Genomic DNA, 24,068 nt, shown 5'->3' with positions numbered 1-24,068 from the left:
GCTTAGAATATTTGCAGGTTTTGGTTCGACTTTTTAGTTAGAACGGTGTAAGCGTTGGCGAATTGTTCGGCCTTATGCTTGCCAAGCAATGCTCCCAGGAGTTTCTTGGTGCGGTATTCCAGTTCTATCTTGAGTGTACGACTTAGCGTTTTAGGTTTTTTCAACACCTCGAATTCGCAGAACTTTGTTGTGGCAACAGACGTCTGTGTGACCTTCTCAGATACGATGTTTAGCCCTTCGCTCTGCAGGAGGAAGCGGATCAGCGTAGGGGTGTACATATTGATGTGCCCGTAATCGAGGAAATGCTTCATGCGTTGATCCACATTGAAACGGTAATCCAGTGGCACTTCAATGAGGATGTGTTTGGCTACCCGTTTAAGCTCCCGGATCAGCATGCGCTCATGCTCTACGTGTTCCAATACATGCGAAAGGATCACCAGGTCGAATTGCTCTTCTGCATAAGGTATATTATAGCCGTCAAAACTGTGTGCTTCTCTCAGTCTGTTCAGGTTGCGGTGCTTAATAGCAGCTACGCCGCTATCGGCAATTTCGAGCGCGTAGAGTTCTTCTCCAAAGCCCCACTCATTTAGATAGTGCAGTATGCTGCCGTCGCCCGCACCTACCTCGAGTACTTTTGCAGGCTTAAATCCGCGGCATACGTCGATGATATTCTGCGCCTTTGATTTTGCACCGAGCATACGCCATTCAGCCTGACTGCCATCATAAAAATCGTTGTAGGCGTCGACGAGGTTGTCTGTTACGATAGCCATATTGCCTGTTAGAGTTTTACGCCGTCAATAATTAATGAAGAATAACCCAGGGGCTCATTAAAACGCTTGTCGAACCTGCGCGAGCGCAAAATAAAGCCGTCTTCTACATTCCAGTCCGTATAGTGAAACTGCCCCTGCTCATCGTAGTATTCAAGTAAATTGGGTTTAAAGCCCGTCTCCTCGAAAACCTTACTTAGCTTATGATAATCGTAAAGGATCTTATGGTCAAGCGCCCCTTCTCCATATCCGCCAGGTTTCACCATATTGATGTATTCCGGGTTCGGGTGAAACCCGTCGGGCACCGCTATGCGCACTACTCCACCCTTTTCAAGATAACGATTACAGTTTTTTAAGGCCACCAGCGCCTGCTCGTAAGTCAGATGCTCAAAAACATGTTCTGCAAGAAATCGGGTCGCCTTTTTATCGCCAAACAGCTCACGGAAAGATTCCGCATTGAGCAGGTTAAGGTTTTCTATATTGGTTGGGTACCAGTCCGGATAGTCGGTATTATGTGCCCCAATAATGATTTGCAGTTTACCCCGACTGTTTTTTATCACCGATTTAAGCCGGATGAGGTCCAGAGCATGCTTTGGTTTATAAACGATTGATCTGATTTTAGCTCTTAAGGGTTTCAGGAATGCCATCAGCAGTTATGGTTTAGTAAATCAAAGGTAGCAGGTTATATGAAAAAAGCTAGCGTTTAAAAACAAATGGGGTCAGACACGCCGTTTCCTCTTTACCTGCGCAGTTTTTCTGCCAGAGAAATCAGGAACAGAGATTTGAGCATCATAATACCTTGCTGCCTTGTCCTCGGAAGCAGCAATATCCAGAAGTTGTTGACAATATACGCAATAAGTGTGGCGTAGGCGGCGCCCATAATGCCATACTTTGGGATCCAGAAGATATTCAGTACTACGTTTACGACGGCGCCCAGGGCGTTCCTCACCAGCGTGAGTTTTACCAGGCCTTCGGCAATAAGGTATTGTCCGCTTGCGGTGCTCAGAAATACAAAGACGGCCGACCAGATATGGACCGATAAGATCGGTGCGCCGGGTGCAAATTCATCGTTCAGCAACAGATCGAAAATTAAGGGAGCGAATATAGAGACTGAGATTGCAGCGGAAAGCCCAACCCATACCATCAGGTCGTACAGGTCCTGCAGCCGCCTGATGTAACGAACCGGGTCGTCCCGCCTGGCGTTCATGATGGCCGGAAAAACAGAGGTTACGATGGCCACGGGTATGAAATACCAAGCTTCCGCGAGCATCACGACATTGGTATAAATACCCATGGCGCCAACGCCCAAATATCTTTCGATCATCAGTTGATCTATCCGCATGTATACGTAGATCAATATGGCAGAGAAGGCCAGCGGCCAGGATTTTGAAAGCAGGTAACCCGCAATGCGCCGGTCGAACGTCCATTTCCATACCGAGCCGCCGTGTTTCTGGTAACTGAGCAGATAGCCTGAAGCTAGTATCACCGCATCAAAAAGCAGAGCGCCGATAAACCAGGCAATATCCAAGCCGAGCAGGATGAAGGTCATTTTGGTCGCAGCCGATATCAGGTTGGCACTCACCTGAACCCGCATGATATACTTTGCCTGTGTCCTCGACTGGAAATAACTCTCTATAATGTTGAATGCCTGTATCGCTGCGGTGAGCCCTACTGTGAGCACATAACTTAGTGGCGTGGCAATAGGTTCCTGATTATTTAATAAAGTGTAAGTCAGATAGATTAGCGGAAGCACCGTAAGGCCGCCTGCCAGTTTGAGGAAAAAAGCAGTTCCCAGGAGCAGGTCTTTCTTTTCAGGCTTGCGAAGCAGTTCGCGGGTAACAAAGCCATCAAGTCCTAAAGCGGCCGCAGCTATAAAAAAGGTGCAAAATGCTGTCGGAAAGGAGTAAATACCAAGCTTTGTTTTCAGCAGATAGTTCGAGAGCTCGATGCTGACCAGGATCTTAATCCCCATGCTCGCAACCCGGGCAATCATGAGCCAGCCGGTATTCTTAAGGTATTTGTTAAAAGCAGCTTCGTCGAAGCCTTTGATTGCCGGAACCTTCATCGCTGTAAAGATGGTAATTTAAAAGTGCAGCAGCAATTCTTCCAGGTGGTTGATCTGCCAGGTCACGTCGGGCGGCGTCTCTTTGTTGGCCGGGTTAAAAAAAATGGCCTTCATGCCGAAATCCTGTGCACCTCTTATATCCGCCTCAATGCTGTCGCCTATCATGATGCTTTCCTGTTTTTGTGCTCCGGCACTATGGAGCGCAAATTCGAATATGGCCTTATCTGGCTTGTTTACGCCCGCATCTTCCGAAATAATGACGTTTTCAAAATAGGGGTTAAGCTGGCACACTTCCAGTTTTATCAGTGTAGATTCCTTGAACCCGTTGGAGATGATGTGCAGCTTATATTTCTGCCTGAGGTAGGTCAGGACTTTTTCCGTCCCGGCAAACAGGTTTGTTTTGGTGGGCGTAATGCGGACATAGTCGTCTTCAAATTGCGGCGGGATTTGATCGGGATGAATACCTAGCTGTATGAAAGTTTGCGAAAAACGCTGACTGCGAAGGGTATCCTTGCTGATTTTTCCTAGGTGGTAGTCGGCCCACAGTTTATGGTTGTTTTCTGTGTAGGTTTGGATAAAAGTTTCGCAGCATTCGACCCCGAGCGTGTGCAACTTATAGCTGGCATAGAGTTCGCTCAGGGTTTCCCGCGCATTGCGGTCAAAATCCCACAGCGTGTGATCCAGGTCGAAGAAGATATGTCTGATCATGACAGTAGGCCGAAAAATTTGTAAAGATATATGTTTATCTTTGATATCTATGAAATTCCAACTTGTTTCAGATTATAAACCCATGGGCGATCAGCCGGAGGCGATCCGGCAGCTTGTAAACGGCGTTACAGCCGGCGAGCATTATCAGACACTTCTTGGGGTGACCGGATCGGGAAAAACATTTACAGTAGCAAATGTTATTGAGCAGACCCAAAAGCCCACGCTGATACTTAGCCATAACAAGACGCTTGCCGCACAGCTTTACGGCGAGTTTAAACAGTTCTTTCCTGACAATGCGGTCAACTATTTCGTCTCCTATTACGATTATTATCAGCCAGAGGCCTTTATAGCTTCTACGAACACCTATATCGAAAAAGACCTCGCCATCAATGAGGAAATTGAGAAGCTAAGGCTAAGGACGACATCGGCGCTGATGTCGGGCCGCCGGGACGTTATTGTGGTGTCGTCCATATCCTGTATTTATGGTATGGGTAATCCGGAAGATTTCTCCAGGTCTGTTTTCAGATTCTCTGTGGGTACGCGGATTTCAAGAAATTCCTTTCTGCATAGTCTGGTAGAGATTCTGTATGCGCGGACAACCAACGACTTTAAGCGGGGGACTTTCCGGGTTAAGGGTGATACAGTTGATATATTCCCGGCATACCTGGACACGGCGTACAGGGTTTCTTTCTTCGGCGACGATATTGAGGAGCTTTCCATGATCGATCCGGTAACCGGAAAGACCCTGGAGAAGATGGAAGACATGGCGGTGTATCCGGCCAACCTGTTCGTAACACCTAAAGATCGCTTTAATGCGTCTATCTGGGGTATACAGGAGGAACTTGAAGTTCGTAAGAACCAGTTGATAGGCGACCGGCAATTGCTGGAGGCCAAGCGGCTGGAAGAGCGTGTCAATTTCGATATTGAAATGATGAAGGAACTGGGGTATTGTTCAGGCATTGAGAATTATTCGCGTTTCTTTGACGGTCGTGCGCCGGGCATGCGTCCTTTCTGTTTGCTGGACTATTTTCCGGACGACTACCTGATGGTGATCGATGAAAGCCATGTGACCGTGCCGCAGATCAGGGCGATGTATGGTGGCGACCGCTCCAGAAAGATGTCCCTGGTAGAATATGGCTTCCGGCTTCCCTCTGCGCTTGACAACCGGCCGTTGAATTTTGATGAGTTTGAGCGCCTGGCGCCGCAAACGATATATGTGAGCGCTACGCCCGGCGACTATGAATTGCAGAAGTCGGACGGCGTATATATTGAGCAGGTGATCCGGCCTACCGGTCTGCTTGACCCGCTGATTGATGTACGGCCGGCTATCAACCAGGTGGATGATCTGTTGGACGAGATCGACAAAACGATCCAGATGGGCGATCGCGTGCTGGTCACGACGCTCACCAAGCGCATGGCTGAGGAGCTGACCAAGTATATGGACAGATTGAACATCCGCTGCCGGTATATTCACTCGGAAGTGAAGACGCTGGAGCGTGTCGAAATTCTGCGGGGCCTTAGACTCGGCGAGTTTGATGTGCTGATCGGGATTAACCTGTTGCGTGAAGGGCTTGATTTGCCGGAGGTATCGCTGGTAGCCATTCTGGATGCCGACAAAGAAGGTTTCCTAAGGTCTGAAAGATCATTGATCCAGACCATTGGCCGGGCTGCGCGAAACGACCGCGGGCGGGTGATCATGTATGCAGACAGTATTACAGAATCGATGGAAAAAACCATTGAAGAAACCAATCGCAGACGTGAAAAGCAGATCACTTATAACCATGAGCATGGTATTGTGCCAAAAACGGTCGGCAAAAGCCGGGAAGCTATCCTGGAACAGACCTCCGTGCTGGAGTTTTCGGCTGGCGAAGCAAAAAGGGCTAAGGCATACGTGGAGGTAGATGAGGTGAGTATGGCCGCCGATCCGATCGTGCAGTATATGACGAAAGCGGAAATGCAAAAGTCGATTGATAAAACGCGTAAAGAAATGAGCAAGGCCGCCAAAGATATGGACTTCCTGCTGGCTGCGCGGCTCCGGGACGAGATGTTTGCCATGGAGAAATTGATGCAGGAGAAATTTGGCAAAGGATAATACTTCTATATTTGTCGCGTTAACGAATAAACATGGGTTTAATTAAATTTATACTGATCACGGTACTGATACTCTACATCATCCGGATCATCATACGCCTTATCTTTCCTATGGTATTGAAAGGGTTATTCAGTAAAATGCAGCAGCAACCGGGGCAGCAAGCCTATAACAGGCAACGCCCTGAAGGCGATATTTCTATCGACTATATGCCACCGAGCGCAAAAACGGGTAAGACCGACAAGCTGGGCGATTTTGTAGATTACGAAGAGATAAAATAAAATCTTCATGTTTTGTGAAGAGTTTTTTATCTAAGTTTGGGGTGGATTGATATTAAACAAACCTTAAATGAATAACTGGTTAAAAGCAAATGGCATCCACCTGGCCATTATCGGGTTTTTTGTTGTAATCTGCTTTGCGTACTTCAGCCCGGTGCTGCAAGGTAAGGCACCGGCGCAGCACGACGTCATACAGGCCAAGGCGATGGCCAAGGAGATTACGGAATACAGGGAAAAAGAGGGCAAGGGACCGCTGTGGACCAACCAGATGTTTGGAGGAATGCCTGCTTATCAGATATGGGTAAAACACCCGCTGAATATTACCACCTACGTAATCGATTTTATTAAAGACGTTTTCCCGGAACCGGTAGATGTGGTATTGCTTTACCTGCTGGGTGCGTACCTGCTTTTCTGTGTTTTAAGGATTCATCCCTTGCTTGCCGCCGCGGGTGCGGTGGCATTTGCGTTCACTTCATATAATTTTATCATTATCGCTGCGGGGCATAGTGGTAAGGCTTTGGCAATTGCTTTTTTTGCACCGATCATTGCGGGGGTGTTGCTTACGCTCCGGGGCAGATATTTGCTTGGCGGCAGCTTAACGGCACTGTTTATGGCGCTGCAGATTCGCGCGAGCCATATACAGATGAGCTATTACCTGATGATGGCCATGCTGATTTTTATTGGTATAGAGATTTACCATGCGGTTAAGGCCAGGCAGACCAAACCTCTTTGGCAGTCCATCGGCATATTGGCGGCCGCGGTGTTGCTGGCCTGTATGGTAAATGCCGGCAAGCTTTGGACAACCTATGAATATGGTAAAGAGTCGAACCGTGGCAGGGCAAACCTGACTTCTGTTTCGGAAAACGAGCAGAATGGTGTACCTAAGGAATATGCCTACGGCTGGAGCCAAGGCGTAGCAGAAAGTTTCACATTCCTGATCCCTGATCTTTATGGTGGGGCGAGCGGTACAGGCGCACTGGTAAAACCTGAAAGCAATACTTATAAAGCACTGCAGAGTGTGGTAGGCGGTGATCCTACCGGAGCAATACAGCAACTGGCTAGTCAGATCGGGCTGCAGCAGTACTGGGGCGAGAAACCGGGTACTTCGGGGCCGTATTATTTTGGTGCTATTGTTTGCTTCCTGTTTGTATTCGGTCTGTTTGTCGTGAAGAGCCGCTTTAAATGGTGGGTTGTGGCTACAACAGTATTGTTTATGCTGCTTTCTTTCGGTAAGAACTTTCCATTGGTGTCTGATTTGTTTTTCGATTATTTCCCGCTTTATAATAAATTCCGGGCGGTTGAATCTATACTTGCTGTCGTTGGGCTTATGGTTCCTATTCTTGCCTTTTTCGCAGTACGTGAAATACAGGAAGGCGGTTACGAAGCTAAAACACTGACAAAAAAGGCGGGAATTGCTGCCGGTATCACCGGAGGGTTTGCCTTGCTGGTAGCCATTATGCCTACCGCTTTTTTCAGTTTTACAACATCATTTCACCCGCAGATGGTCCAGGCGCTTACGCAGATGCTTGATAACAACGCAGGAATGGCTCAGTCGATCGCTGGCGCGTTGGTGTCTGACCGTGCCGACATTGCGAGGGCAGACGCACTAAGGTCGGCCATATTTATTGCGATTGGGTTTGGCCTGCTTTGGGCGCTCATTAACAAGAGAATGGCTATGCAAACTGTATTCATATTGCTTGGCCTCGCCATTCTGATTGACATGTGGCAGGTCGACAAGCGTTACCTGAACAACAGCAACTTCGTAAACAAGTCGGATCTGGACAATCATTTTCAGCCCAGGGAAGTTGATACGTTTATTTTGGCCGACAAAGATCCGGACTATAGGGTGCTCGATCTCACTATCAGTACGTTTTCGGATGCCAGTGCATCTCAGTTTCACAAGACCGTAGGCGGGTACCATGCAGTAAAATTGAAGCGTTATCAGGAATTGATCGACAAACAGTTTAGCAAAAGTATCAACCAGGACGTGCTGGATATGCTGAATACCAAATATGTGATCACTCAGGATCCACAGACGGGTGCTTCAAAGATGCAGGCGAATGCTACGGCTGCAGGACATGCATGGATCGTTCCGCGCATTCAGTTTGTTAAAAATGCGGATGAAGAGATGACCGCGATCAGCAGTTTTGATCCAAAGGCGGAAGCTATCGTGGATCAGCGCTTTAAGGGTATGATCGATGAAAAGCGTGGTATCGGGGCTGACCCGACCGCTTTTATTAAGTTGGAAAGTTATCACCCGGATCACCTGGTGTATTCATATTCCGCTCCCCGCGATATCATTGCGGTGTTTTCGGAGATTTACTATGACAAAGGCTGGAACATGTATGTTGACGGGGTTAAGAAGCCTTACTTCCGGGCAAATTATGTGTTGAGGGCCGCACAGCTTGAGGCGGGCAACCATAAAGTGGAGTTTAAGTTTGAACCGGTGTCCTACTACATGGGTGAAAATATCTCACTTGCCGGGTCAATACTTCTACTGGCTGGTTTTGGCTTCTCATTTTATACATCAAGAAAGAAGAAAAGCGCGTAGGAGAGATCGGCTGCTTTGAAAATCCTTTATGCTATACAGGGAACAGGAAACGGACATATTAGTCGCGCCCGTGAAATTGTACCGCTGCTGGAAAGGTATGGGGAGGTAGACCTGCTTGTAAGCGGCACGCAGGCTGATGTATGGCCGGTGCAGCAGGTAAAATACCAGTTGCACGGTTTCAGTTTTGTTTTTGGAAAGAAGGGTGGGGTAGATCATTACAGTACCTGGAAAACGATGGACATGCGCAGGTTTATCCGAGATGTACGGCAGCTCGCATTAAAAGAATATAACCTTATCCTGAACGACTTTGAGCCCGTCACAGCATGGGCCTGCCGGCAGCAGGGGGTGGAGAGCGTGGGCCTTAGCCATCAGGCGGCCTTCCAGTCGCCCAAAGTGCCCAGGCCAAAAAGTATCGACTGGGCTCAGCTCGTGTTAAAATACTATGCGCCGGCATCGCATTACGTTGGCTTTCATTTTGACAAATACGACGACTTTATCTATACGCCGGTGGTACGTTCTGAGATTCGTAATGCGCCGGTTTCAGACGAAGGACACTATACCGTTTACCTGCCAGCGATTGATGACCGCATACTGGTCCCTTTGCTAAAGCAAATACCTTCCGTAAGATGGGAAGTATTCTCTAAACATGCGGTAAGTAACTATGAAGAAGGTAATGTGCTTGTGAACCGGATCAATAATGAGCAGTTTAACCATAGCCTTGCGTCCTGCACAGGCCTTTTTACCGGCGGTGGTTTTGAGGGACCGGCAGAAGCGCTTTTTTTGGGGAAGAAACTTCTGGTTGCACCCATGAAGTTCCAGTATGAGCAACAATGCAATGCCTATGCGCTCAAGCAGGCGGGAATCCCTGTGATATGGGGCAGTAACAAGAACTGGTTACCCGAAATAAAGGCATGGATAGAAAGCAGGCAGGAGCACCAATTCAGTTTTCCTGACGAAACTGCAGCCGTGATTGATCAGGTTGTCAGGCAGTTTGCCAGATAATTTACTTTAATTTGCTTAAGCTTAGTGATGATTAATCAGTTCAGAACTCTAAATCCGGTAAATCTGTTGCTGTTGTTTGCATATACCTTCTTTATGCGCATGGCAATTTTTGCCGACTTGCCGGATGTATTGCAGTTTGAATTTCTTGAGCCTTATGCAAAATTTTTCGTGCAAATCCCTATCCGGAATCCTTTCTCTTCGGCAGGGAACGTTTTTATGGCGGGCCTTTTGGTTTATATCCAGGCGCTCTGGTTTAACCGTATCGTTAATAACCATGGCTTGCTGAGTAAGCCCGGATATCTGCCGGCGCTTCTTTATGTTACTTCGGCGAGTTTGTTTATGCCCTTTCTAATCCTCAGTCCGACACTCATTTGCAACTTTCTGATGATATGGGTAATGGATAAGTTTTTAAAACTGGGGAAATCGGCAGGCGCGCTGATGATCATGTTTGATACAGGGATGATTATTGCCGTGGGTACATTGATCTATTTCCCGTTCATTGTTATGCTGAGCATGCTTTGGCTTACCCTGCTCATGTACCGGTCGTTCGACTGGAGGGAGTGGATATCCGGACTGGTTGGGTTTCTGACGATATTCTTTTTGGTAGGCGTGTATTATTACTGGAACGACAGCTTGTCGATGTTCTATAAAATATGGCTTCCTCTCGGAAATAAGTTTCCGTCAGTCTTCCAAATTAATTACAACGATTATCTGGTCCTTATCCCGGTTTCGGTGATGATGGCCCTCGCTTCCCTACAGCTTCGGCAAAACTTTTTCCGGAGTTTTATCAGCACCAGAAAGGCCTTCCAGATGCTTTTTTTCATGTTCGTTGTTGCGCTGATCAGTTTTTATACGAAGCCCGATTTCAGGTTGTATCATTTTCTGTTGTGTGTGCCTCCAGGATCGGTTTTGCTGGCCTATTATTTCGCGAATGCAACCAAACGCTGGTTTTACGAGAGCCTGTTTCTGACACTGGTTTTGGCGATTCAGTACTTCCTCTTCGTTTAACTTTTTTTAACAATTTGAAACGCTGAAACTTGTCAAAGATTGATAGCTTTGTGCGGATGCATCATCTGGTTATCGATATCGGCAATACGAATAGTAAACTGGCTGTTTTTAAAGACAGGGAGCTCGTTGAATTTCAAAAGCACGGAAAGATTTTCAAAGAGCACCTCAGCAACATCATCAGCAAATGGAATGTGAGCCACTCGTCGCTATCGAGCGTAGCGGCTGAATCAGAAAATCATGATCTCATAGATGTGCTTCGTTCCCAAACGGAATATATAGCATTTTCTGCGTCCAAGACTGCCGGCGTGCAAAACTACTATGAGTCTTCCGCCACATTGGGGCTCGACCGCTGGGCAAAGGTGATTGCAGCATATCATCTTTATCCGGGAATGGATTGCCTCATTATAGACGCCGGAAGCTGTATTACTTATGACAGACTGAACGCTGCAGGTGAATATTTTGGAGGTAGTATAAGTCTGGGCTTAAGCATGAGGTTCAAGGCACTGCATCATTTTACGGGCCGGCTGCCGCTAGTTGAATGGCATGGCACAGCGATACCCGAGGGAAGAGATACGGGTTCTGCGATCCAAAACGGCGTCTTACAGGGAGCTGTTTATGAACTGACGGGCTTTATTGAGAACGGAAATAAGGTGTCGGGAAGCAGCACTAAAGTGCTGTTCACAGGAGGTGACGCAGAGTTTTTGCTTGGAGAATTAAAAAACAGCATCTTTGCGCCTCAAATTATACATGATCCATACCTGGTATTAAAGGGATTAAATGAAGTTATTCTATTTGAATATGTACAAAAAGATTAGTTATATAGCAGCGATAGTATTATTGCTGGCAGGTGTTTCAGCTGACGCACAGATTACCACCCAATCGCCGTACTCCCGGTTTGGGGTCGGTAATGTTAAAGGCTCTTTGCTGCCCCAGTTCAGGGCTATGGGCGGCATATCTACCGCAATAGGCAAGCCTACCGGTTACAGCAACATTAACATGCAGAACCCTGCCTCCTACACGGGAATTGGTCTAACTACCGTAGATATCGGCGCTTCAGGATCTATTACAACCCTAAAACGTTCCGGTGAGCAGGAGAAGAGTTTTAACTCTACTTTAAGTCACCTTGCATTGGCCTTTCCGTTGGTTCAGGAAAGATCGGTGCTGAGCTTTGGTTTGCAACCCTACTCAGAACTTGGATACGAATATATGGTTCAGGGCACGTTGGATACGAATACCGTCAATTATTTGTATTCCGGAGAGGGTGGTCTGACCAAGGCTTATATTGGTTTCGGGCAAAAGATCGGGCAAAACTTCAGTGTAGGCGCTAACCTTGAGTATTTGTTTGGAAATCTTCAGGAAAGTGCTGCTATGGAGTTCCAGTCTTTTTCGGCGATAAACAACAGAAGATTCAATAAGAACAGTGTTGGGGGTATTGCTTTCTCCTATGGCGCGCAATACAGGATTCCCACCGGTACCAGGAAAAGTTTGACCCTTGGTTATTCCGGTTCGTCTTCATCATCTGTTAATTCCCGGAAAACTTATCTGCTTACTCAGTATCTTAAGAATGCGCTGGGAGAGGACCTGGCGGCATTTGATACCTTGTCGATGATCGACAATGGTTCGGCCAAACTTAAGCTTCCGCTTGTGCACAATTTCGGAATTGCTTTTCAAAGTGATAATAAATGGTTGTTTGGGGCTGATTACCGTATGGGGAAATGGTCGGACGTCAGCATAGGCGGAGAGAACCTTGGTCTGGAGGACAGCTGGGGTTTTTCGGCGGGCGGACAGTTTGTTCCGGATGCCAAAGCGCTGAGCGGCTATTTCAATTATGTGGAGTACCGTCTGGGTGTTACTTACGACAAAACGTATATCCGCACCGGCGGGCAGGACATTAAGCAAATGGCCGTTACCTTTGGTCTCGGTTTGCCGCTGGCCTTTAGTCGGAATGCACTATATAAAGTGAACCTTAGCACCGAGATAGGGAAGCGTGGTAATATGACAAACGGTCTTATCCAGGAGAACTATGTTAATTTCCATATTGGATTTACCCTGAATGATACCTGGTTCAGGCGCTGGAAGTTTGACTAGTAATGGAAAGGCGGAGCTTTATCGGGTATAGCATTGTGCTAGGTGTGACCCTGGCACTTTCTTCCTGCGGCGACGATGATCTGAAAAAAGCTGCCAGGCTTCCGAAGGGAATAAGTCTTAACCGCGACCGGACAACGGGTGTGGAAATTATTTACAGTGACTCCGCAAAGGTGAAAGCACAGGGATTTGCCCCCATTCTTGATAAGGTTACACCGGCCGACCTGGCCAGTTACCAGGAGATGCCCAAAGGTGTGAAGATCAATTTTATTGATGACTTTGGTAAAATAAAAGGTTCCATAACCTCCGATTACGCCATTATGCGCGAACTCGAGAAAACAGCAACCTTTAAGCGGAATGTTGTGGTTGTGAACAAAAAAATGACCTTTAATACCGAAGAGCTGGTCTGGGATCAGAACAAGAAGCTTTTTCTATCGCCCAAAGGCATTGTAACCAAGCCCGACGGTACGGTGCTCAACGCTATAAACTTTAGTGCCACAGAGGATTTTAACTACATCACCTGGGCCAACGGAACGGGGGAAATGTACGTTCCGGACGACATCGCGCAGTAACAATTAATAATTTTCTGTTTTTTTACAAAAGTTGTATCTTGCGCCCTCTTAAAAAATTATAAATAAACATATTATGGGATTAATGACATTTTTGCGGAATCGCGCTGGCTATATTCTGATTGGAGCCATCGGTTTTGCAATTGTTGCATTTTTGGTTGGTGATGCAATTAGCGTGGGGAAACCTTTTTGGGCTGAATCTCAAAAAGTGGTAGGCTCAGTTGATGGCGAAGAAATTAATATAGATCAGTTTCAGCAAAAAGTAGATCAAAGCCTGGCTCAGTTTAAACAGCAGTATGGCGGTTCAGGCAATGCCCAGATGCAGGCTATGGCTGTTGAAAATGTTTGGCAGGGTGAAGTCGCTACTATACTTTTAGGTAAGGAGTTCGAACGTATTGGTCTTACGGTTTCATCTCAGGAATTATTCGACCTTATCCAGGGAGAAAATCCCAGCCCGCTTATCATGCAGTACTTCGGAGATCCGCAGAGCGGTCAGGTAGACCGTACGCAGGTGATCAAAATATTCAAAGATGGCTCAAGAGATCCTAGGATGAAAGAACAGTTGAATATGCTCGAAGCTGAAATTGAAAAGCAGGCTCTGCAGCAAAAATACGCCAATCTGATCCGTAATTCCTTATACGTAACTACGCTGGAAGCCAACGACGAATATATCAACAGGAATAAGCAGGCTAACTTTAAATATGTTGCCCTTGAATTTACCTCAGTTCCTGACGCGGAGGTTAAATTAACGGAATCTGATTATTCTGAATATTATGATGAGAATAAGAAGCGCTTTGAGAATCCGACAGAGACGAGGACTTTTGAATATGTTTCATTCAGTGTAAACCCAACTAAAGCGGATTCTGCTGCTGTGAAAAGTCAGGTGGAGAAGCTCGCAGCTGATTTTAGAACTACTTCCAACGACTCTTTATTTTCTGCAGTAAACTCGGACGTAAAAATTCCTTACACCTATCTTACGAAAGGTCGTCTGGATCCGGAAGTTGATTCAGCAGTGTTTAGCTTGCCTTCAGGTAGTTTTTATGGTCCGAAACTGTCGGGTAATTCTTATAAACTGGTAAAGGTGGTTGATACGCGTTTTTCACCAGATTCTGTAAAAGCAAGTCATATATTACTAAACCCGACCAAGCTTGGCGGGGTAGACAGGGCTAAGAAACTGGCCGACTCGCTGAAGACGTTAATCCAGAATGGCGCAAGTTTTGCAAATCTTGCGTCTACGTATAGCGAAGACGGTTCTAAAGACCAGGGCGGAGACTTAGGCACATTTGCGCGTGGTAGAATGGTTCCTGAGTTTGAGAACGCTGTATTTAACGGCAGTGTTGGCGAACTAAAGGTCGTCTCCAGTCAGTTCGGTGTTCACCTGATCAAAATAGAAAAGCAGATCGGTTCTTCTAAAGTAGCGAAGATCGCTTATATCGAGAAGTCGCTGCTGGCAAGCAATAAGACGCGTGATGCTGCCTATAAGAAAGCGAATAGTTTTTTAAATGAGGTTGACGGAGATAATTTCAGCAAGCTGGCACAAAAGAACGGTTATACTGTTGGCGTGGCTGACCGCGTAACGCCTACACAGGGATTTGCACCAGGGTTAGATAACCCTCGTCAATTGATTCGTGCTGCATACGAGGCTGAAAAAGGCGATGTGCTTGAGCAGGTGTTCCAGATGGATAATGCTTTCGTTGTCGCGCGGTTGACCGACATCAAGCCTAAGGGTGTCTTGCCTCTTGAATCGGTAAAGAAAGATATTGAACCGATGGTACGCAACGCTGTAAAAGCAAGAATCCTTGCTGAGAAGATGGATAAGGCCGTTTCGGGCGCGGGTAATCTGGATCAGGTTGCGAAAAAGCTTGGTAAGTTCACAGCTCCGGTGACAAATGTGGTATTTTCCAACCCGGTACTTCCCGCGGTTGGTCAGGAAAATAGAGTTGTTGGTACTGTGTTTGGTTTGCAGCCTGGAAAGCTTTCGAAAACCATTAAAGGCGATCAAGGCGTATATGCTATCGCTGTAGACGGATTCACCAAGCCTGCACCGCTCGCAAACACCTATAAGCAAAAAGAGTCTATGATGCAGATGGCAGGTCAGCGGTCACTGGGATTAGCCTTCCAGGTGCTTCAGGACAGAAGTGATATAAAAGACAATAGGGTGAAATTCTTCTAATGTTATTTACTTAATTTTGTAGCCGGAAGTGAAATACTTCCGGTTTTTTTTTGGCGTAATTGTCTGGTACATAAACTGGGGACTCATGGAAATACAGGAGAATATTGTTAACAAAGTTGCTGCAAGCGGGCTCGTTACTTTTAATCTGGAAGACTATCTGCATAAAGGTGAGCGAGTTCTTTACGATATTAAGGACAACCTGTTTCACGGTCTGATACTGAGGGAGAAAGATTTTCGTGAATTCGTGAAGATGCATGACTGGAGTGTTTACCTGGGGAAAAATGTGGCCATTACCTGTTCTGCTGATGCGATCGTTCCTACCTGGGCGTATATGCTTCTGGCTAATAAAATGCAGCCTTATGCCAATGAGATCATCTTCGGGAACCTGGAAACACTCGAGACGATACTCTTCAACAGGGCTCTGGCACAGGTCGACTTAAATGCTTTAGCGGGTCAGCGCGTTGTGGTAAAAGGCTGCGGCGATATCAATATTCCAGTTGCGGCATACGTGGAGATCACAAAGCTTCTAACTCCTGTAGTAAAAAGCCTCATGTATGGCGAACCCTGCTCTACGGTTCCGCTCTTCAAACGCAAGGACTAATTTTGGAGAGCTTTTTGTTTTAGCATAGATATGAGAAGATTTATTTTGTTGTTAGGTGTACTATGCTTAAGCATCAGGGGGTTAGGTCAGGAACTTCCGTTTGTAGATGAACCGGTCTTTAAAGCAGGTGAGGTTCTGAAATATAAATTGAGGTACGGTTTTATTACTGCTGCGGAAGGTACGCTACGGGTTCTCAATACCGATATGAAGTTTGACGGGAAGCCGGTGCATCATCTGAGTGTCGACGGTGAGACTTCTGGTACCTTCGACGTCTTTTATAAAATCAGGGATCATTACGATTCCTATATCGATAAGGATAACCTTAAGCCTTACTTTTACCAGGAAAATATACGGGAAGGGAGTTACCGGCGTCAGGACAAAGCCCGGTTTTATCAGGACTCCAAGAAGGTGGTGGCTACCAAAGGGACATTCAATACCCCCACGAAGCAAACGTTCGACCTGGTATCATCCTATTATTTTGCCCGCAGTCTGGATGTCTCCAGGATGAAAACAGGCGATTTTGTAAAGCTTAACTATTTTCTTGGCGACGAGATATCCCAGCTGGAGATTCAGTATCTAGGAAAAGAGGTGATCAAAACCAAACTCGGACAGATCCGATGCCTCAAGTTCAGTCCCTCGATTAAGCCCGGGAGGATATTCAGGAAGGATAGCAGGCTTTACCTATGGGTATCTGATGACGGGAACAGGGTGCCATTGAAAGCCCAGGTGGAAATTCTCGTAGGTTCCGTTGTAATGGAAATAAAATCGGCCGATGGATTAAAATATCCTCTGGCCATCGTTAAAAAATAAAAATGATTGAAGTTCAGCAAACATTGGTGCATGAAGACCTGATCCGGGAGAGCTTTGTATGTAACCTGAATAAGTGTAAGGGTATTTGTTGTGTAGAAGGAGATGCGGGCGCTCCATTGGATATGGCTGAAACGGCTATTCTGGCGGAGATTTATCCCAAGATTCAGCATCTGCTCGAGCCTAGGGGCGTCGCAGCCATTGAGCAGCAAGGCACGCATGTTATTGATTCGGACGGCGATTTCACCACACCCTGCGTTGATGGTAACAAAGAATGCGCTTATGTAACGTTCGAGAATGGGATTACCAAATGTGGCATAGAAAAGGCCTACGAACAGGGGATAATTGACTGGCAAAAACCAATTTCCTGTCATCTCTACCCTATTCGAGTTACGCAGTATCCGGAGTTTGAGGTCTTGAATTACGACCGGTGGCACATATGCCATGATGCATGCACGTTTGGCCGCGAACTTAAGGTTCCTGTGTACAAGTTCCTGAAAGGCCCGCTGATCCGTAAGTATGGCGAAGACTGGTATCAGGAACTGGAAGATCAATGCCAAAAATACTGACACTTTTGTAAATTGCGGAAAACATCGGTTGCACCAATCTCACGTTATTTGAGGGGGGAAAGTGTAGTGCCCGATATATATCAAGCAATGTCAGAAGCGATAAACCGCAGTTTTTTACAGATCAATGCCAGCGATAACGTGCTGGTTGCCCTTCAGGACCTGCCGCAAGGCATGCTGGTTAAATGGCAGGGGAGAAATCTAGTTCTGCAGGAGAGCATTCCTGCAAAGCATAAGTTTTTTATTGATTCACTCGCCCCTGGAGCCGAGGTTATTATGTATGGTGTGCTGGTTGGAAAGACCACAATGCCGATTCGGGCAGGCGCATTGATGACAACGGAAAACGTTCAGCATGCGTCACAGGATTATGCTTACCGGCATGTAAATTTTGAGTGGACTCCCCCGGATACGAGCGCGCTATCGCACAGGACATTTAACGGTTATCACCGATCAGACGGGCGGGTAGGTACTGCCAACTACTGGCTATTCATCCCGACGGTCTTTTGTGAAAACCGAAATCTTGATGTGATCAGGGAAGCGCTTCATAATACGCTTGGATATAGCGTTACAGATAAATATAAGGCCTTTACAGCACAGCTTCTCGACGCGTACCAGAGCGGGGTGTCTCTGACCGATTTCCGGGAGGATGAATTGGGCGTAACCACAACCGGCAGGCGAGTCTTCGAAAATGTGGACGGGATCAAATTTCTAAACCACCAGGGTGGTTGTGGCGGTACCCGTCAGGATGCCTCGTTGCTAAGCAGATTACTGGCCGCATACGCGGATCATCCGAACGTAGCCGGGATTACCATATTGAGCCTGGGTTGTCAGCACCTGCAAAGCGCGGAGCTGCTGAACGATATCAAATCCAGGAATCCCGCTTTCGATAAGCATATCTTGCTCTTTGAACAGCAGCAAAGCCAAAGTGAAGAGCAACTTATTAAACGCGCCATCCGAGATACGTTTGAGGGGCTCATTGCTGTAAACAGGCAGCAAAGGAAGCCTGCGCCGCTGAGCAGTTTATGCGTCGGGGTAAAATGCGGCGGAAGTGATGGCTTCAGCGGCATATCTGCAAATCCGGCTGTAGGCTATACCTCAGATCTGCTGGTCGCGCTGGGCGCGAAAGTGTTGCTTGCAGAATTTCCCGAGTTGTGCGGAGCTGAACAGAACATTGTAGACCGTTGCACCGATGAACAAACCGCAAACAGGTTTATGCGCCTGATGCGTGAGTATGATCAGCAAGCTCATGCGGTTGGGTCAGGTTTTCATATGAACCCTTCACCAGGCAATATTAAGGACGGTTTGATCACCGACGCTATAAAAAGTGCTGGCGCTGCAAGAAAGGGAGGTACTTCGCCGGTGGTCGACGTGCTTGATTATACCGAGCCGGCGTTAAAGCCCGGGCTGAACCTGGTATGCACACCAGGTAATGATGTGGAGGCTACAACAGGCAAGGCAGCGAGCGGGGCTACGCTGATCCTGTTTACCACAGGACTTGGTACCCCAACGGGTAATCCCGTTTGCCCGGTCATCAAGATCGCCACAAACACGGCGCTGGCAAACCGGATGTCTGATATTATTGATATAGATACAGGCGCCATTATTCGTGGTGAGAAGACTATCGAAGAAATGGGCGTTGAGATTCTGGAGTACTGTATTAAAGCAGCGAGCGGCGAAATACTGCCTAAGGCCGTTGCTTTAAATCAGGATGATTTTATTCCCTGGAAAAAGGGCGTTTCTTTATAAGCATGTTTAGTTTAGAAAAAAAGACAGCAGTTATCACCGGAGCCGGAAGCGGAATTGGGCAGTCAATCGCTTTGCTATTCGCCCGCCGGGGCGCCATGGTGTACATCGTGGATGTAGATGAGGACGGCGCTTCAGGCACGCTGGATCTGATCCGGGAAAGTGGGGGTAACGCGACGTTTAGCCGATGTGATGTTACAGATCAGAAGGCGGTGGTCGACCTGTTTACGCAGTTAGGCAGGATAGATATTTTGGTCAACAATGCTGGCATCGCACATATCGGAAAGGCAGATACCACCAGCGAGGAAGATTTTGAAAAAGTGTTCAAAGTGAATGTGAAAGGTACGTACAATTGCCTTTTCGCAGCCTTGCCTGTTATGAAAAGCGTGGGAGGCGGGGTTATACTGAATATGGCTTCAATCGCGGCGGTAACGGGACTTAGCGACAGGTTTGCCTATTCTATGAGCAAAGGAGCGGTGTCGGCCATGACCTTGTCGGTAGCCCGCGACTATATTCACGACAACATCAGGTGCAACAGTATTTCCCCGGCAAGGGTGCATACCCCATTTGTGGATGGCTTTATTGCCAAAAACTATCCGGGCCGGGAAAATGAAATTTTTGCAAAGCTATCTGCAAGTCAGCCTATAGGCCGCATGGGGAAACCAGAAGAAGTAGCTGCCCTGGCGTTGTACCTATGCTCTGAAGAGGCGGCATTTGTCACCGGCAGTGATTATGCTGTTGACGGGGGATTTATTAAGCTTAATACTTAAATCGATGAAATTAATTAGATGGGGCGATGCCGGTAAAGAAAAGCCCGGTGTTATAGTAGACAACAATTGGTTTGATACCTCCGCCTTCGCGGAGGATTATGATGAACTTTTTTTCGCAGATGAGGGTCTAATGAGGCTTGAGAGCTTTGTAAAAGAGAACTTATCGCAGTTACCAGAAGTGCCAGACGGATGCCGCTTGGGCGCGCCCATAGCGCGGCCTTCTAAGATTGTCTGCATCGGGCTCAACTACGCAGATCATGCTAAAGAGACGAACGCGCCGATGCCTCCTGAGCCGGTTATCTTTATGAAATCGACCACAGCTATGGTGGGTCCGTGGGATAATATCATTATTCCAAAGAATTCCCTTAAAACAGACTGGGAAGTTGAGCTGGCTGTAGTCATCGGGAAGAAGGCCAGTTACGTAGAGGAAGCCGACGCTATGGCTTATGTAGCAGGGTATGTGCTGCACAATGATGTTTCAGAGCGGGAGTTTCAGATGGAAAGAAATGGCACTTGGGATAAAGGTAAGGGTTGTGACACCTTTGCACCTATGGGCCCTTTTTTGGCGACTCAAGACGAAATTCCGGATGTACACAATATACGCCTGTGGCTTAAAGTGAACGGACAGATGATGCAGGATGGCAACACGTCAAATTTTATTTTTAATGTGCCCTTTGTGGTCTCTTATGTGAGCCAGTTTATGACCTTGTTGCCAGGGGATGTCATCTCCACAGGAACGCCCGCGGGAGTGGGTCTGGGCTTTTCGCCGCCAATATATCTTAAGCCTGGCGACGTGGTGGAGCTCGGCGCAGACGGGCTAGGCAGTTCGGTGCAACGGGTTAAAGCCTATGGTGAAGATTGATGCACACCAGCATTTCTGGATTTACGACAATGAGCAGCACAGCTGGATAGGCGATGACATGGCTGTTCTGAAGCGGGATTTTCTGCCAGAGCAGCTCGCGCCAGTTCTTAAAGCATGTGATATAGCTGGTTGTGTTGCCGTTCAGGCCGATCAAACCGCGGAGGAGACCGACTTTTTGCTTAAGCTTGCTGATCAACATTCATTTATCAAGGGCGTTGTGGGCTGGGTGGACCTGCAGGCAGATGATATCGCTGACCAACTGCCGGAATTGAAACTGCATCCAAAACTAAAAGGCTTCCGGCATATCCTTCAATCCGAAACCGATAGGGCATTCATGCTGAGGCCGGCATTTGCTACTGGCATCGCTGCTCTTGGTAAACATGATTTCACTTTTGACATACTTATCTATGCAGACCAGCTAGGCTATGCTGCAGAACTTGTCAGAAAGTTTCCCGGGCAACGCTTCGTGCTTAATCATATTGGGAAGCCCTCCATCAAGGATGCGGGGATACGTGTTTGGGAGAAAGACCTGCGGCAACTGGCCCTTTGCGAAAATGTATACTGCAAGGTGTCAGGATTAATAACGGAAGCAGAATGGTCGGACTGGACGTTTTCCGATCTTGTGCCGTATCTGGACGTGGTGTTTAATGCTTTTGGTGCGCAGAGATTGATGTTTGGATCTGACTGGCCCGTAAGTTTGCTTGCCGGAAATTACGGGCAAGTAGTGGATGTGCTGGAAACATACCTGCGAGATTTCTCAACGCTGGAACGCGAATCAGTCTGGGCTGCTAACGCAACGAGGTTTTACAATTTAAGCTTATAACAATGGATTTACGGTTGAAAGACAAGGTAATTGTGGTAACAGGCGGGGCCAAAGGCATCGGCGAGGGCATTGTACGGCTTTTGGCTGCCGAAAATGCCTGTCCGGTAATTGTAGGGCGCAACGAAGCAGACAACCTTAGGTTGGTCAGCGACTTAAAAAGTCAGCGTTTGCGGGTCGGCCAGGTGGTCGCAGAACTCACGAAGCCGGAAGACAATGCCTTGGCCGTAACCCAGGTTTTGAAGCAGTTTGGGCGCATTGACGGACTGGTAAACAATGCGGGCGTGAATGATGGCGTGAGCCTTGAAAATGGCAGTTATGATATGTTTCTGGCTAGTTTGCATAAAAACCTGATCCATTATTACCTTATGGCACATCATTGTCTGCCCGCGCTTAAAGAATCCAAGGGTTCAATTGTTAACATCGGATCTAAAGTGGCGGACACCGGTCAGGGCGGAACCTCAGCCTATGCCGCGTCTAACGGTGCCAGAAATGCCCTGACCCGAGAATGGGCGGTAGAATTGCTGCCCTACGGAATCCGGGTAAATGCCGTTATTGTTGCGGAGTGCTACACACCTCTTTATGAAGCCTGGCTACAAACATTGCCAGATCCAGAAGAAAAACTCAGATCCATCGTATCAAAAATCCCGCTCGGTCGGCGCATGACAACGGCCGAGGAAATTGCCAGCGCTGTGGCATTTCTATTATCGGATGTGTCGAGCCATACCACCGGACAACTTACGTATGTTGACGGGGGCTATACCCATCTCGACCGATCGCTTTAGTCTCGTCTTTCAGCCAGGTAACCTCGTCCTCGTTCAGGAATGGGCTCAACCGCTCAAACACCATTGCGTTATAGCTGTTTAACCATTCGATCTGCGCCGGCGACATTATCTCTTTTCTTACAATCCGCGTACTTATGGGCGCTAAAGTCAGGCATTCAAAAGCATAGAAATCACCAAACTCATTGCTCACGTCAGTCACCGTGTTTACCAGGTTTTCAATTCTGATCCCGTGTTTACCCGGGCGGTAAATACCAGGTTCTATCGATGTGATCATGCCCGGTTCTATGGCAATAGCCGTAGCCGTAGCATTAAACACGTGCGGACCTTCATGGACATTTAAAAAGTAACCTACCCCGTGGCCGGTCCCGTGTCCGTAGTTGATGGCATGGTCCCAAAGCGGCTTTCTGGCAATGGCATCGATCTGGTAACCGAAGGTCCCTTTCGGGAAGCGCACCTTACATCCATCGATCATTCCCTTAAGCACAAGTGTATAGTCGGTACGCTCTTCTTCTGTGTTATTCCCCATGGGGAGGGTGCGGGTAACATCCGTGGTGCCGTAGCGGTACTGACCTCCTGAATCAACAAGGAATAAACCCTCTGGCCTTACCTCTACATCACTTTCCGGTGTCGGGCCATAATGAGGTAAGGCGCCGTGTGCACGGTATGCGCTAATGGTATTAAAGCTGTCGCCCAAAAAACCAGGCTGCTCAGTGCGAAAGCTATGTAGTTTAGCAGCGGCAGACAGTTCCGTAACCCGTTCTTTGCCTACCGTTTCAGATAACCATTTAAAAAATTTGGTCAGCGCCACACCATCCTTTAACATGGCCGACCGGGTATTGATTAATTCTGTTTCGTTCTTTACTGCTTTAAGATAGGTAGACGGGTTGGTGTCTTTGATAATTCTCGCTGTGACAGGCAAAAGTTTGGTAAGCGCCAGGCAACTGCGCTTCGGATCGATGAGCACCAGGCTGTGCTCCGGAATGTGTTTAATAGCTTCCCAAACTTCTTCATAGCCGAATACTTCCACGCCGGATGTCAGTAATGATTTCTTGTCAACCTCAGAAAGTTTACCTTCGCCGATGAAGAGTTTCGCGTGGTCCTGATTGATCAGCGCAAAACCCATTACCACAGGGTTGTAGCTAACGTCGTTACCACGTATGTTGAATGTCCATGCCAGGTCGTCCAGCGACGAAATCAGATGCTGGTCGGCACCCAGCCTGGCAATCGCTTCGCGAATAGCAGTCAGTTTAGAAGCAACTGTTTGACCGATATAAGCATCGTCAACCAAATAGGCCGTGCCTTCAGGCAACCCGGGTCTATTGCCCCACACAGCACTTATGTAATCATGGTGCTGAAGCTCGAGACCCTTTCGGGAAAGCTGCTGACTAAGTAAATCGCCAAGAAGCACAGACAGCAGATTTTCATCACAAGCCACGATATCGCCCTTTTGCAGTGTATCGCACAGCCACTGGATATATTCTGGCGCATGCTGCACCTTTTGTTTCACCAGTTCAAAACCACTTCCGGCCAATTGTTCTTCCGCCTGTTCAAAATACCGGAAGTCCGTCCACAGCCCTGCGAAGTCGTGCGTAACAACCAGAGTACCCGCCGAGCCGGAAAAGCCCGAGATATACGGAATAGACTTGTAGTGATCGGGCAAATATTCACTCATATGCGGGTCTGCCGAAGGAATAATATAGGCCTTTACGCCATCTGCACTCATTTGTTCACGTAGTTGTCTTAGTCTTTCCATAGCATCGGATATTTTAGGTGTGTGAGCAAATTTATGTAAAAAGATCACTATAATCGGGTATTTTGA

22 protein-coding genes are annotated in these 24,068 nt (G+C 47.4%); 17 read left to right on the top strand and 5 right to left on the bottom strand.

Annotated features, from left to right (window positions below):
• Positions 1-2: 2 nt before the first annotated feature.
• The 4 genes from QEP07_RS09925 to QEP07_RS09910 all read right to left on the bottom strand — a co-directional run bounded on the left by QEP07_RS09925 (position 3) and on the right by QEP07_RS09910 (position 3,540).
• Positions 3-770: a class I SAM-dependent methyltransferase gene (locus tag QEP07_RS09925; RefSeq protein WP_285009929.1), complete on the bottom strand. Its 768-nt coding sequence runs from the start codon at positions 768-770 to the stop codon at positions 3-5.
• Between the two features lie 8 nt (positions 771-778).
• On the bottom strand, positions 779-1,414 hold the full coding sequence (locus tag QEP07_RS09920) for a class I SAM-dependent methyltransferase (RefSeq protein ID WP_285009928.1): 636 nt from the start codon (positions 1,412-1,414) through the stop codon (positions 779-781).
• Between the two features lie 92 nt (positions 1,415-1,506).
• Positions 1,507-2,832 carry a flippase gene (locus QEP07_RS09915; protein ID WP_285009926.1) on the bottom strand — a complete coding sequence of 442 codons (1,326 nt, stop codon included), beginning with the start codon at positions 2,830-2,832 and terminating at the stop codon, positions 1,507-1,509.
• Positions 2,833-2,850: 18 nt separating this feature from the next.
• Positions 2,851-3,540: a YjjG family noncanonical pyrimidine nucleotidase gene (locus tag QEP07_RS09910; protein WP_285009924.1), complete on the bottom strand. Its 690-nt coding sequence runs from the start codon at positions 3,538-3,540 to the stop codon at positions 2,851-2,853.
• A 49-nt stretch (positions 3,541-3,589) separates the two neighbouring features.
• Between QEP07_RS09910 and uvrB the strand changes: the two genes are divergently transcribed.
• The 17 genes from uvrB to QEP07_RS09825 all read left to right on the top strand — a co-directional run bounded on the left by uvrB (position 3,590) and on the right by QEP07_RS09825 (position 22,249).
• Complete coding sequence (gene uvrB / locus QEP07_RS09905) at positions 3,590-5,632, top strand: excinuclease ABC subunit UvrB (protein WP_285009923.1); 2,043 nt, start codon at positions 3,590-3,592, stop codon at positions 5,630-5,632.
• Between the two features lie 32 nt (positions 5,633-5,664).
• Positions 5,665-5,910, top strand: a complete 246-nt coding sequence (locus QEP07_RS09900; protein WP_256003142.1) for a DUF4834 family protein — start codon at positions 5,665-5,667, stop codon at positions 5,908-5,910.
• 67 nt (positions 5,911-5,977) lie between these two features.
• The gene (locus QEP07_RS09895; protein ID WP_285009922.1) at positions 5,978-8,458 is read left to right on the top strand and encodes a YfhO family protein; all 2,481 of its coding nucleotides are present in this window, start codon (positions 5,978-5,980) and stop codon (positions 8,456-8,458) included.
• A gap of 15 nt (positions 8,459-8,473) precedes the next feature.
• Positions 8,474-9,460 (top strand): glycosyltransferase family protein, encoded by a 987-nt coding sequence (locus QEP07_RS09890; protein WP_285009920.1) that lies wholly within the window; start codon positions 8,474-8,476, stop codon positions 9,458-9,460.
• A gap of 27 nt (positions 9,461-9,487) precedes the next feature.
• Positions 9,488-10,468, top strand: a complete 981-nt coding sequence (locus tag QEP07_RS09885) for a DUF6427 family protein (RefSeq protein ID WP_285009919.1) — start codon at positions 9,488-9,490, stop codon at positions 10,466-10,468.
• Positions 10,469-10,497: 29 nt separating this feature from the next.
• The gene (locus QEP07_RS09880; protein ID WP_285009918.1) at positions 10,498-11,283 is read left to right on the top strand and encodes a type III pantothenate kinase; all 786 of its coding nucleotides are present in this window, start codon (positions 10,498-10,500) and stop codon (positions 11,281-11,283) included.
• Complete coding sequence (gene bamG / locus QEP07_RS09875) at positions 11,267-12,556, top strand: BamG family beta-barrel-assembly machinery protein (protein WP_285009917.1); 1,290 nt, start codon at positions 11,267-11,269, stop codon at positions 12,554-12,556. The genes QEP07_RS09880 and bamG overlap by 17 nt, the downstream gene beginning before the upstream one ends.
• Before the next feature lie 2 nt (positions 12,557-12,558).
• Entirely contained in the window at positions 12,559-13,125 is a 567-nt protein-coding gene (locus QEP07_RS09870) for an LptA/OstA family protein (protein WP_285009916.1), read from the top strand.
• Between the two features lie 73 nt (positions 13,126-13,198).
• A complete protein-coding gene (locus QEP07_RS09865; RefSeq protein WP_285009915.1) occupies positions 13,199-15,295 on the top strand; it encodes a peptidylprolyl isomerase in 2,097 nt (698 codons plus the stop codon).
• Positions 15,296-15,380: 85 nt separating this feature from the next.
• Positions 15,381-15,896, top strand: a complete 516-nt coding sequence (locus QEP07_RS09860) for a DUF2480 family protein (protein ID WP_285009914.1) — start codon at positions 15,381-15,383, stop codon at positions 15,894-15,896.
• A 30-nt stretch (positions 15,897-15,926) separates the two neighbouring features.
• Entirely contained in the window at positions 15,927-16,706 is a 780-nt protein-coding gene (locus tag QEP07_RS09855) for a DUF3108 domain-containing protein (protein WP_285009913.1), read from the top strand.
• Between the two features lie 2 nt (positions 16,707-16,708).
• Positions 16,709-17,272: a DUF3109 family protein gene (locus tag QEP07_RS09850; RefSeq protein WP_285009911.1), complete on the top strand. Its 564-nt coding sequence runs from the start codon at positions 16,709-16,711 to the stop codon at positions 17,270-17,272.
• A gap of 87 nt (positions 17,273-17,359) precedes the next feature.
• A complete protein-coding gene (locus QEP07_RS09845) occupies positions 17,360-19,015 on the top strand; it encodes a UxaA family hydrolase (protein ID WP_285009909.1) in 1,656 nt (551 codons plus the stop codon).
• A gap of 2 nt (positions 19,016-19,017) precedes the next feature.
• On the top strand, positions 19,018-19,782 hold the full coding sequence (locus QEP07_RS09840) for an SDR family NAD(P)-dependent oxidoreductase (RefSeq protein ID WP_285009908.1): 765 nt from the start codon (positions 19,018-19,020) through the stop codon (positions 19,780-19,782).
• 4 nt (positions 19,783-19,786) lie between these two features.
• Positions 19,787-20,644 (top strand): fumarylacetoacetate hydrolase family protein, encoded by an 858-nt coding sequence (locus QEP07_RS09835; RefSeq protein ID WP_285009907.1) that lies wholly within the window; start codon positions 19,787-19,789, stop codon positions 20,642-20,644.
• Positions 20,631-21,467, top strand: a complete 837-nt coding sequence (locus QEP07_RS09830; protein ID WP_285009906.1) for an amidohydrolase family protein — start codon at positions 20,631-20,633, stop codon at positions 21,465-21,467. The genes QEP07_RS09835 and QEP07_RS09830 overlap by 14 nt, the downstream gene beginning before the upstream one ends.
• A 2-nt stretch (positions 21,468-21,469) precedes the next feature.
• A complete protein-coding gene (locus QEP07_RS09825; protein ID WP_285009905.1) occupies positions 21,470-22,249 on the top strand; it encodes an L-fucose dehydrogenase in 780 nt (259 codons plus the stop codon).
• Here the strand turns inward: QEP07_RS09825 and QEP07_RS09820 are convergent.
• On the bottom strand, positions 22,203-24,002 hold the full coding sequence (locus QEP07_RS09820; protein WP_285009903.1) for an aminopeptidase P family protein: 1,800 nt from the start codon (positions 24,000-24,002) through the stop codon (positions 22,203-22,205). The two genes, QEP07_RS09825 and QEP07_RS09820, sit on opposite strands and share 47 nt — an antisense overlap.
• Positions 24,003-24,068 lie beyond the last annotated feature (66 nt).

This window comes from Pedobacter faecalis, assembly GCF_030182585.1.
GTDB classification, from domain to species: Bacteria; Bacteroidota; Bacteroidia; order Sphingobacteriales; family Sphingobacteriaceae; genus Pedobacter; species Pedobacter faecalis.
The sequence above is the reverse complement of the archived record's forward strand: the minus strand, read 5'-3'. Positions and strand labels throughout refer to the sequence as shown.

Bases quoted from the DNA above. Each gene is read 5' to 3' on its own strand.
- QEP07_RS09925 (WP_285009929.1), bottom strand. From the start codon at position 770: ATGGCTATCGTAACAGACAACCTCGTCGACGCCTACAACGATTTTTAT.
- QEP07_RS09920 (WP_285009928.1), bottom strand. From the start codon at position 1,414: ATGGCATTCCTGAAACCCTTAAGAGCTAAAATCAGATCAATCGTTTAT.
- QEP07_RS09915 (WP_285009926.1), bottom strand. From the start codon at position 2,832: ATGAAGGTTCCGGCAATCAAAGGCTTCGACGAAGCTGCTTTTAACAAA.
- QEP07_RS09910 (WP_285009924.1), bottom strand. From the start codon at position 3,540: ATGATCAGACATATCTTCTTCGACCTGGATCACACGCTGTGGGATTTT.
- uvrB (WP_285009923.1), top strand. From the start codon at position 3,590: ATGAAATTCCAACTTGTTTCAGATTATAAACCCATGGGCGATCAGCCG.
- QEP07_RS09900 (WP_256003142.1), top strand. From the start codon at position 5,665: ATGGGTTTAATTAAATTTATACTGATCACGGTACTGATACTCTACATC.
- QEP07_RS09895 (WP_285009922.1), top strand. From the start codon at position 5,978: ATGAATAACTGGTTAAAAGCAAATGGCATCCACCTGGCCATTATCGGG.
- QEP07_RS09885 (WP_285009919.1), top strand. From the start codon at position 9,488: ATGATTAATCAGTTCAGAACTCTAAATCCGGTAAATCTGTTGCTGTTG.
- bamG (WP_285009917.1), top strand. From the start codon at position 11,267: ATGTACAAAAAGATTAGTTATATAGCAGCGATAGTATTATTGCTGGCA.
- QEP07_RS09870 (WP_285009916.1), top strand. From the start codon at position 12,559: ATGGAAAGGCGGAGCTTTATCGGGTATAGCATTGTGCTAGGTGTGACC.
- QEP07_RS09865 (WP_285009915.1), top strand. From the start codon at position 13,199: ATGGGATTAATGACATTTTTGCGGAATCGCGCTGGCTATATTCTGATT.
- QEP07_RS09860 (WP_285009914.1), top strand. From the start codon at position 15,381: ATGGAAATACAGGAGAATATTGTTAACAAAGTTGCTGCAAGCGGGCTC.
- QEP07_RS09855 (WP_285009913.1), top strand. From the start codon at position 15,927: ATGAGAAGATTTATTTTGTTGTTAGGTGTACTATGCTTAAGCATCAGG.
- QEP07_RS09850 (WP_285009911.1), top strand. From the start codon at position 16,709: ATGATTGAAGTTCAGCAAACATTGGTGCATGAAGACCTGATCCGGGAG.
- QEP07_RS09845 (WP_285009909.1), top strand. From the start codon at position 17,360: ATGTCAGAAGCGATAAACCGCAGTTTTTTACAGATCAATGCCAGCGAT.
- QEP07_RS09840 (WP_285009908.1), top strand. From the start codon at position 19,018: ATGTTTAGTTTAGAAAAAAAGACAGCAGTTATCACCGGAGCCGGAAGC.
- QEP07_RS09835 (WP_285009907.1), top strand. From the start codon at position 19,787: ATGAAATTAATTAGATGGGGCGATGCCGGTAAAGAAAAGCCCGGTGTT.
- QEP07_RS09830 (WP_285009906.1), top strand. From the start codon at position 20,631: ATGGTGAAGATTGATGCACACCAGCATTTCTGGATTTACGACAATGAG.
- QEP07_RS09825 (WP_285009905.1), top strand. From the start codon at position 21,470: ATGGATTTACGGTTGAAAGACAAGGTAATTGTGGTAACAGGCGGGGCC.
- QEP07_RS09820 (WP_285009903.1), bottom strand. From the start codon at position 24,002: ATGGAAAGACTAAGACAACTACGTGAACAAATGAGTGCAGATGGCGTA.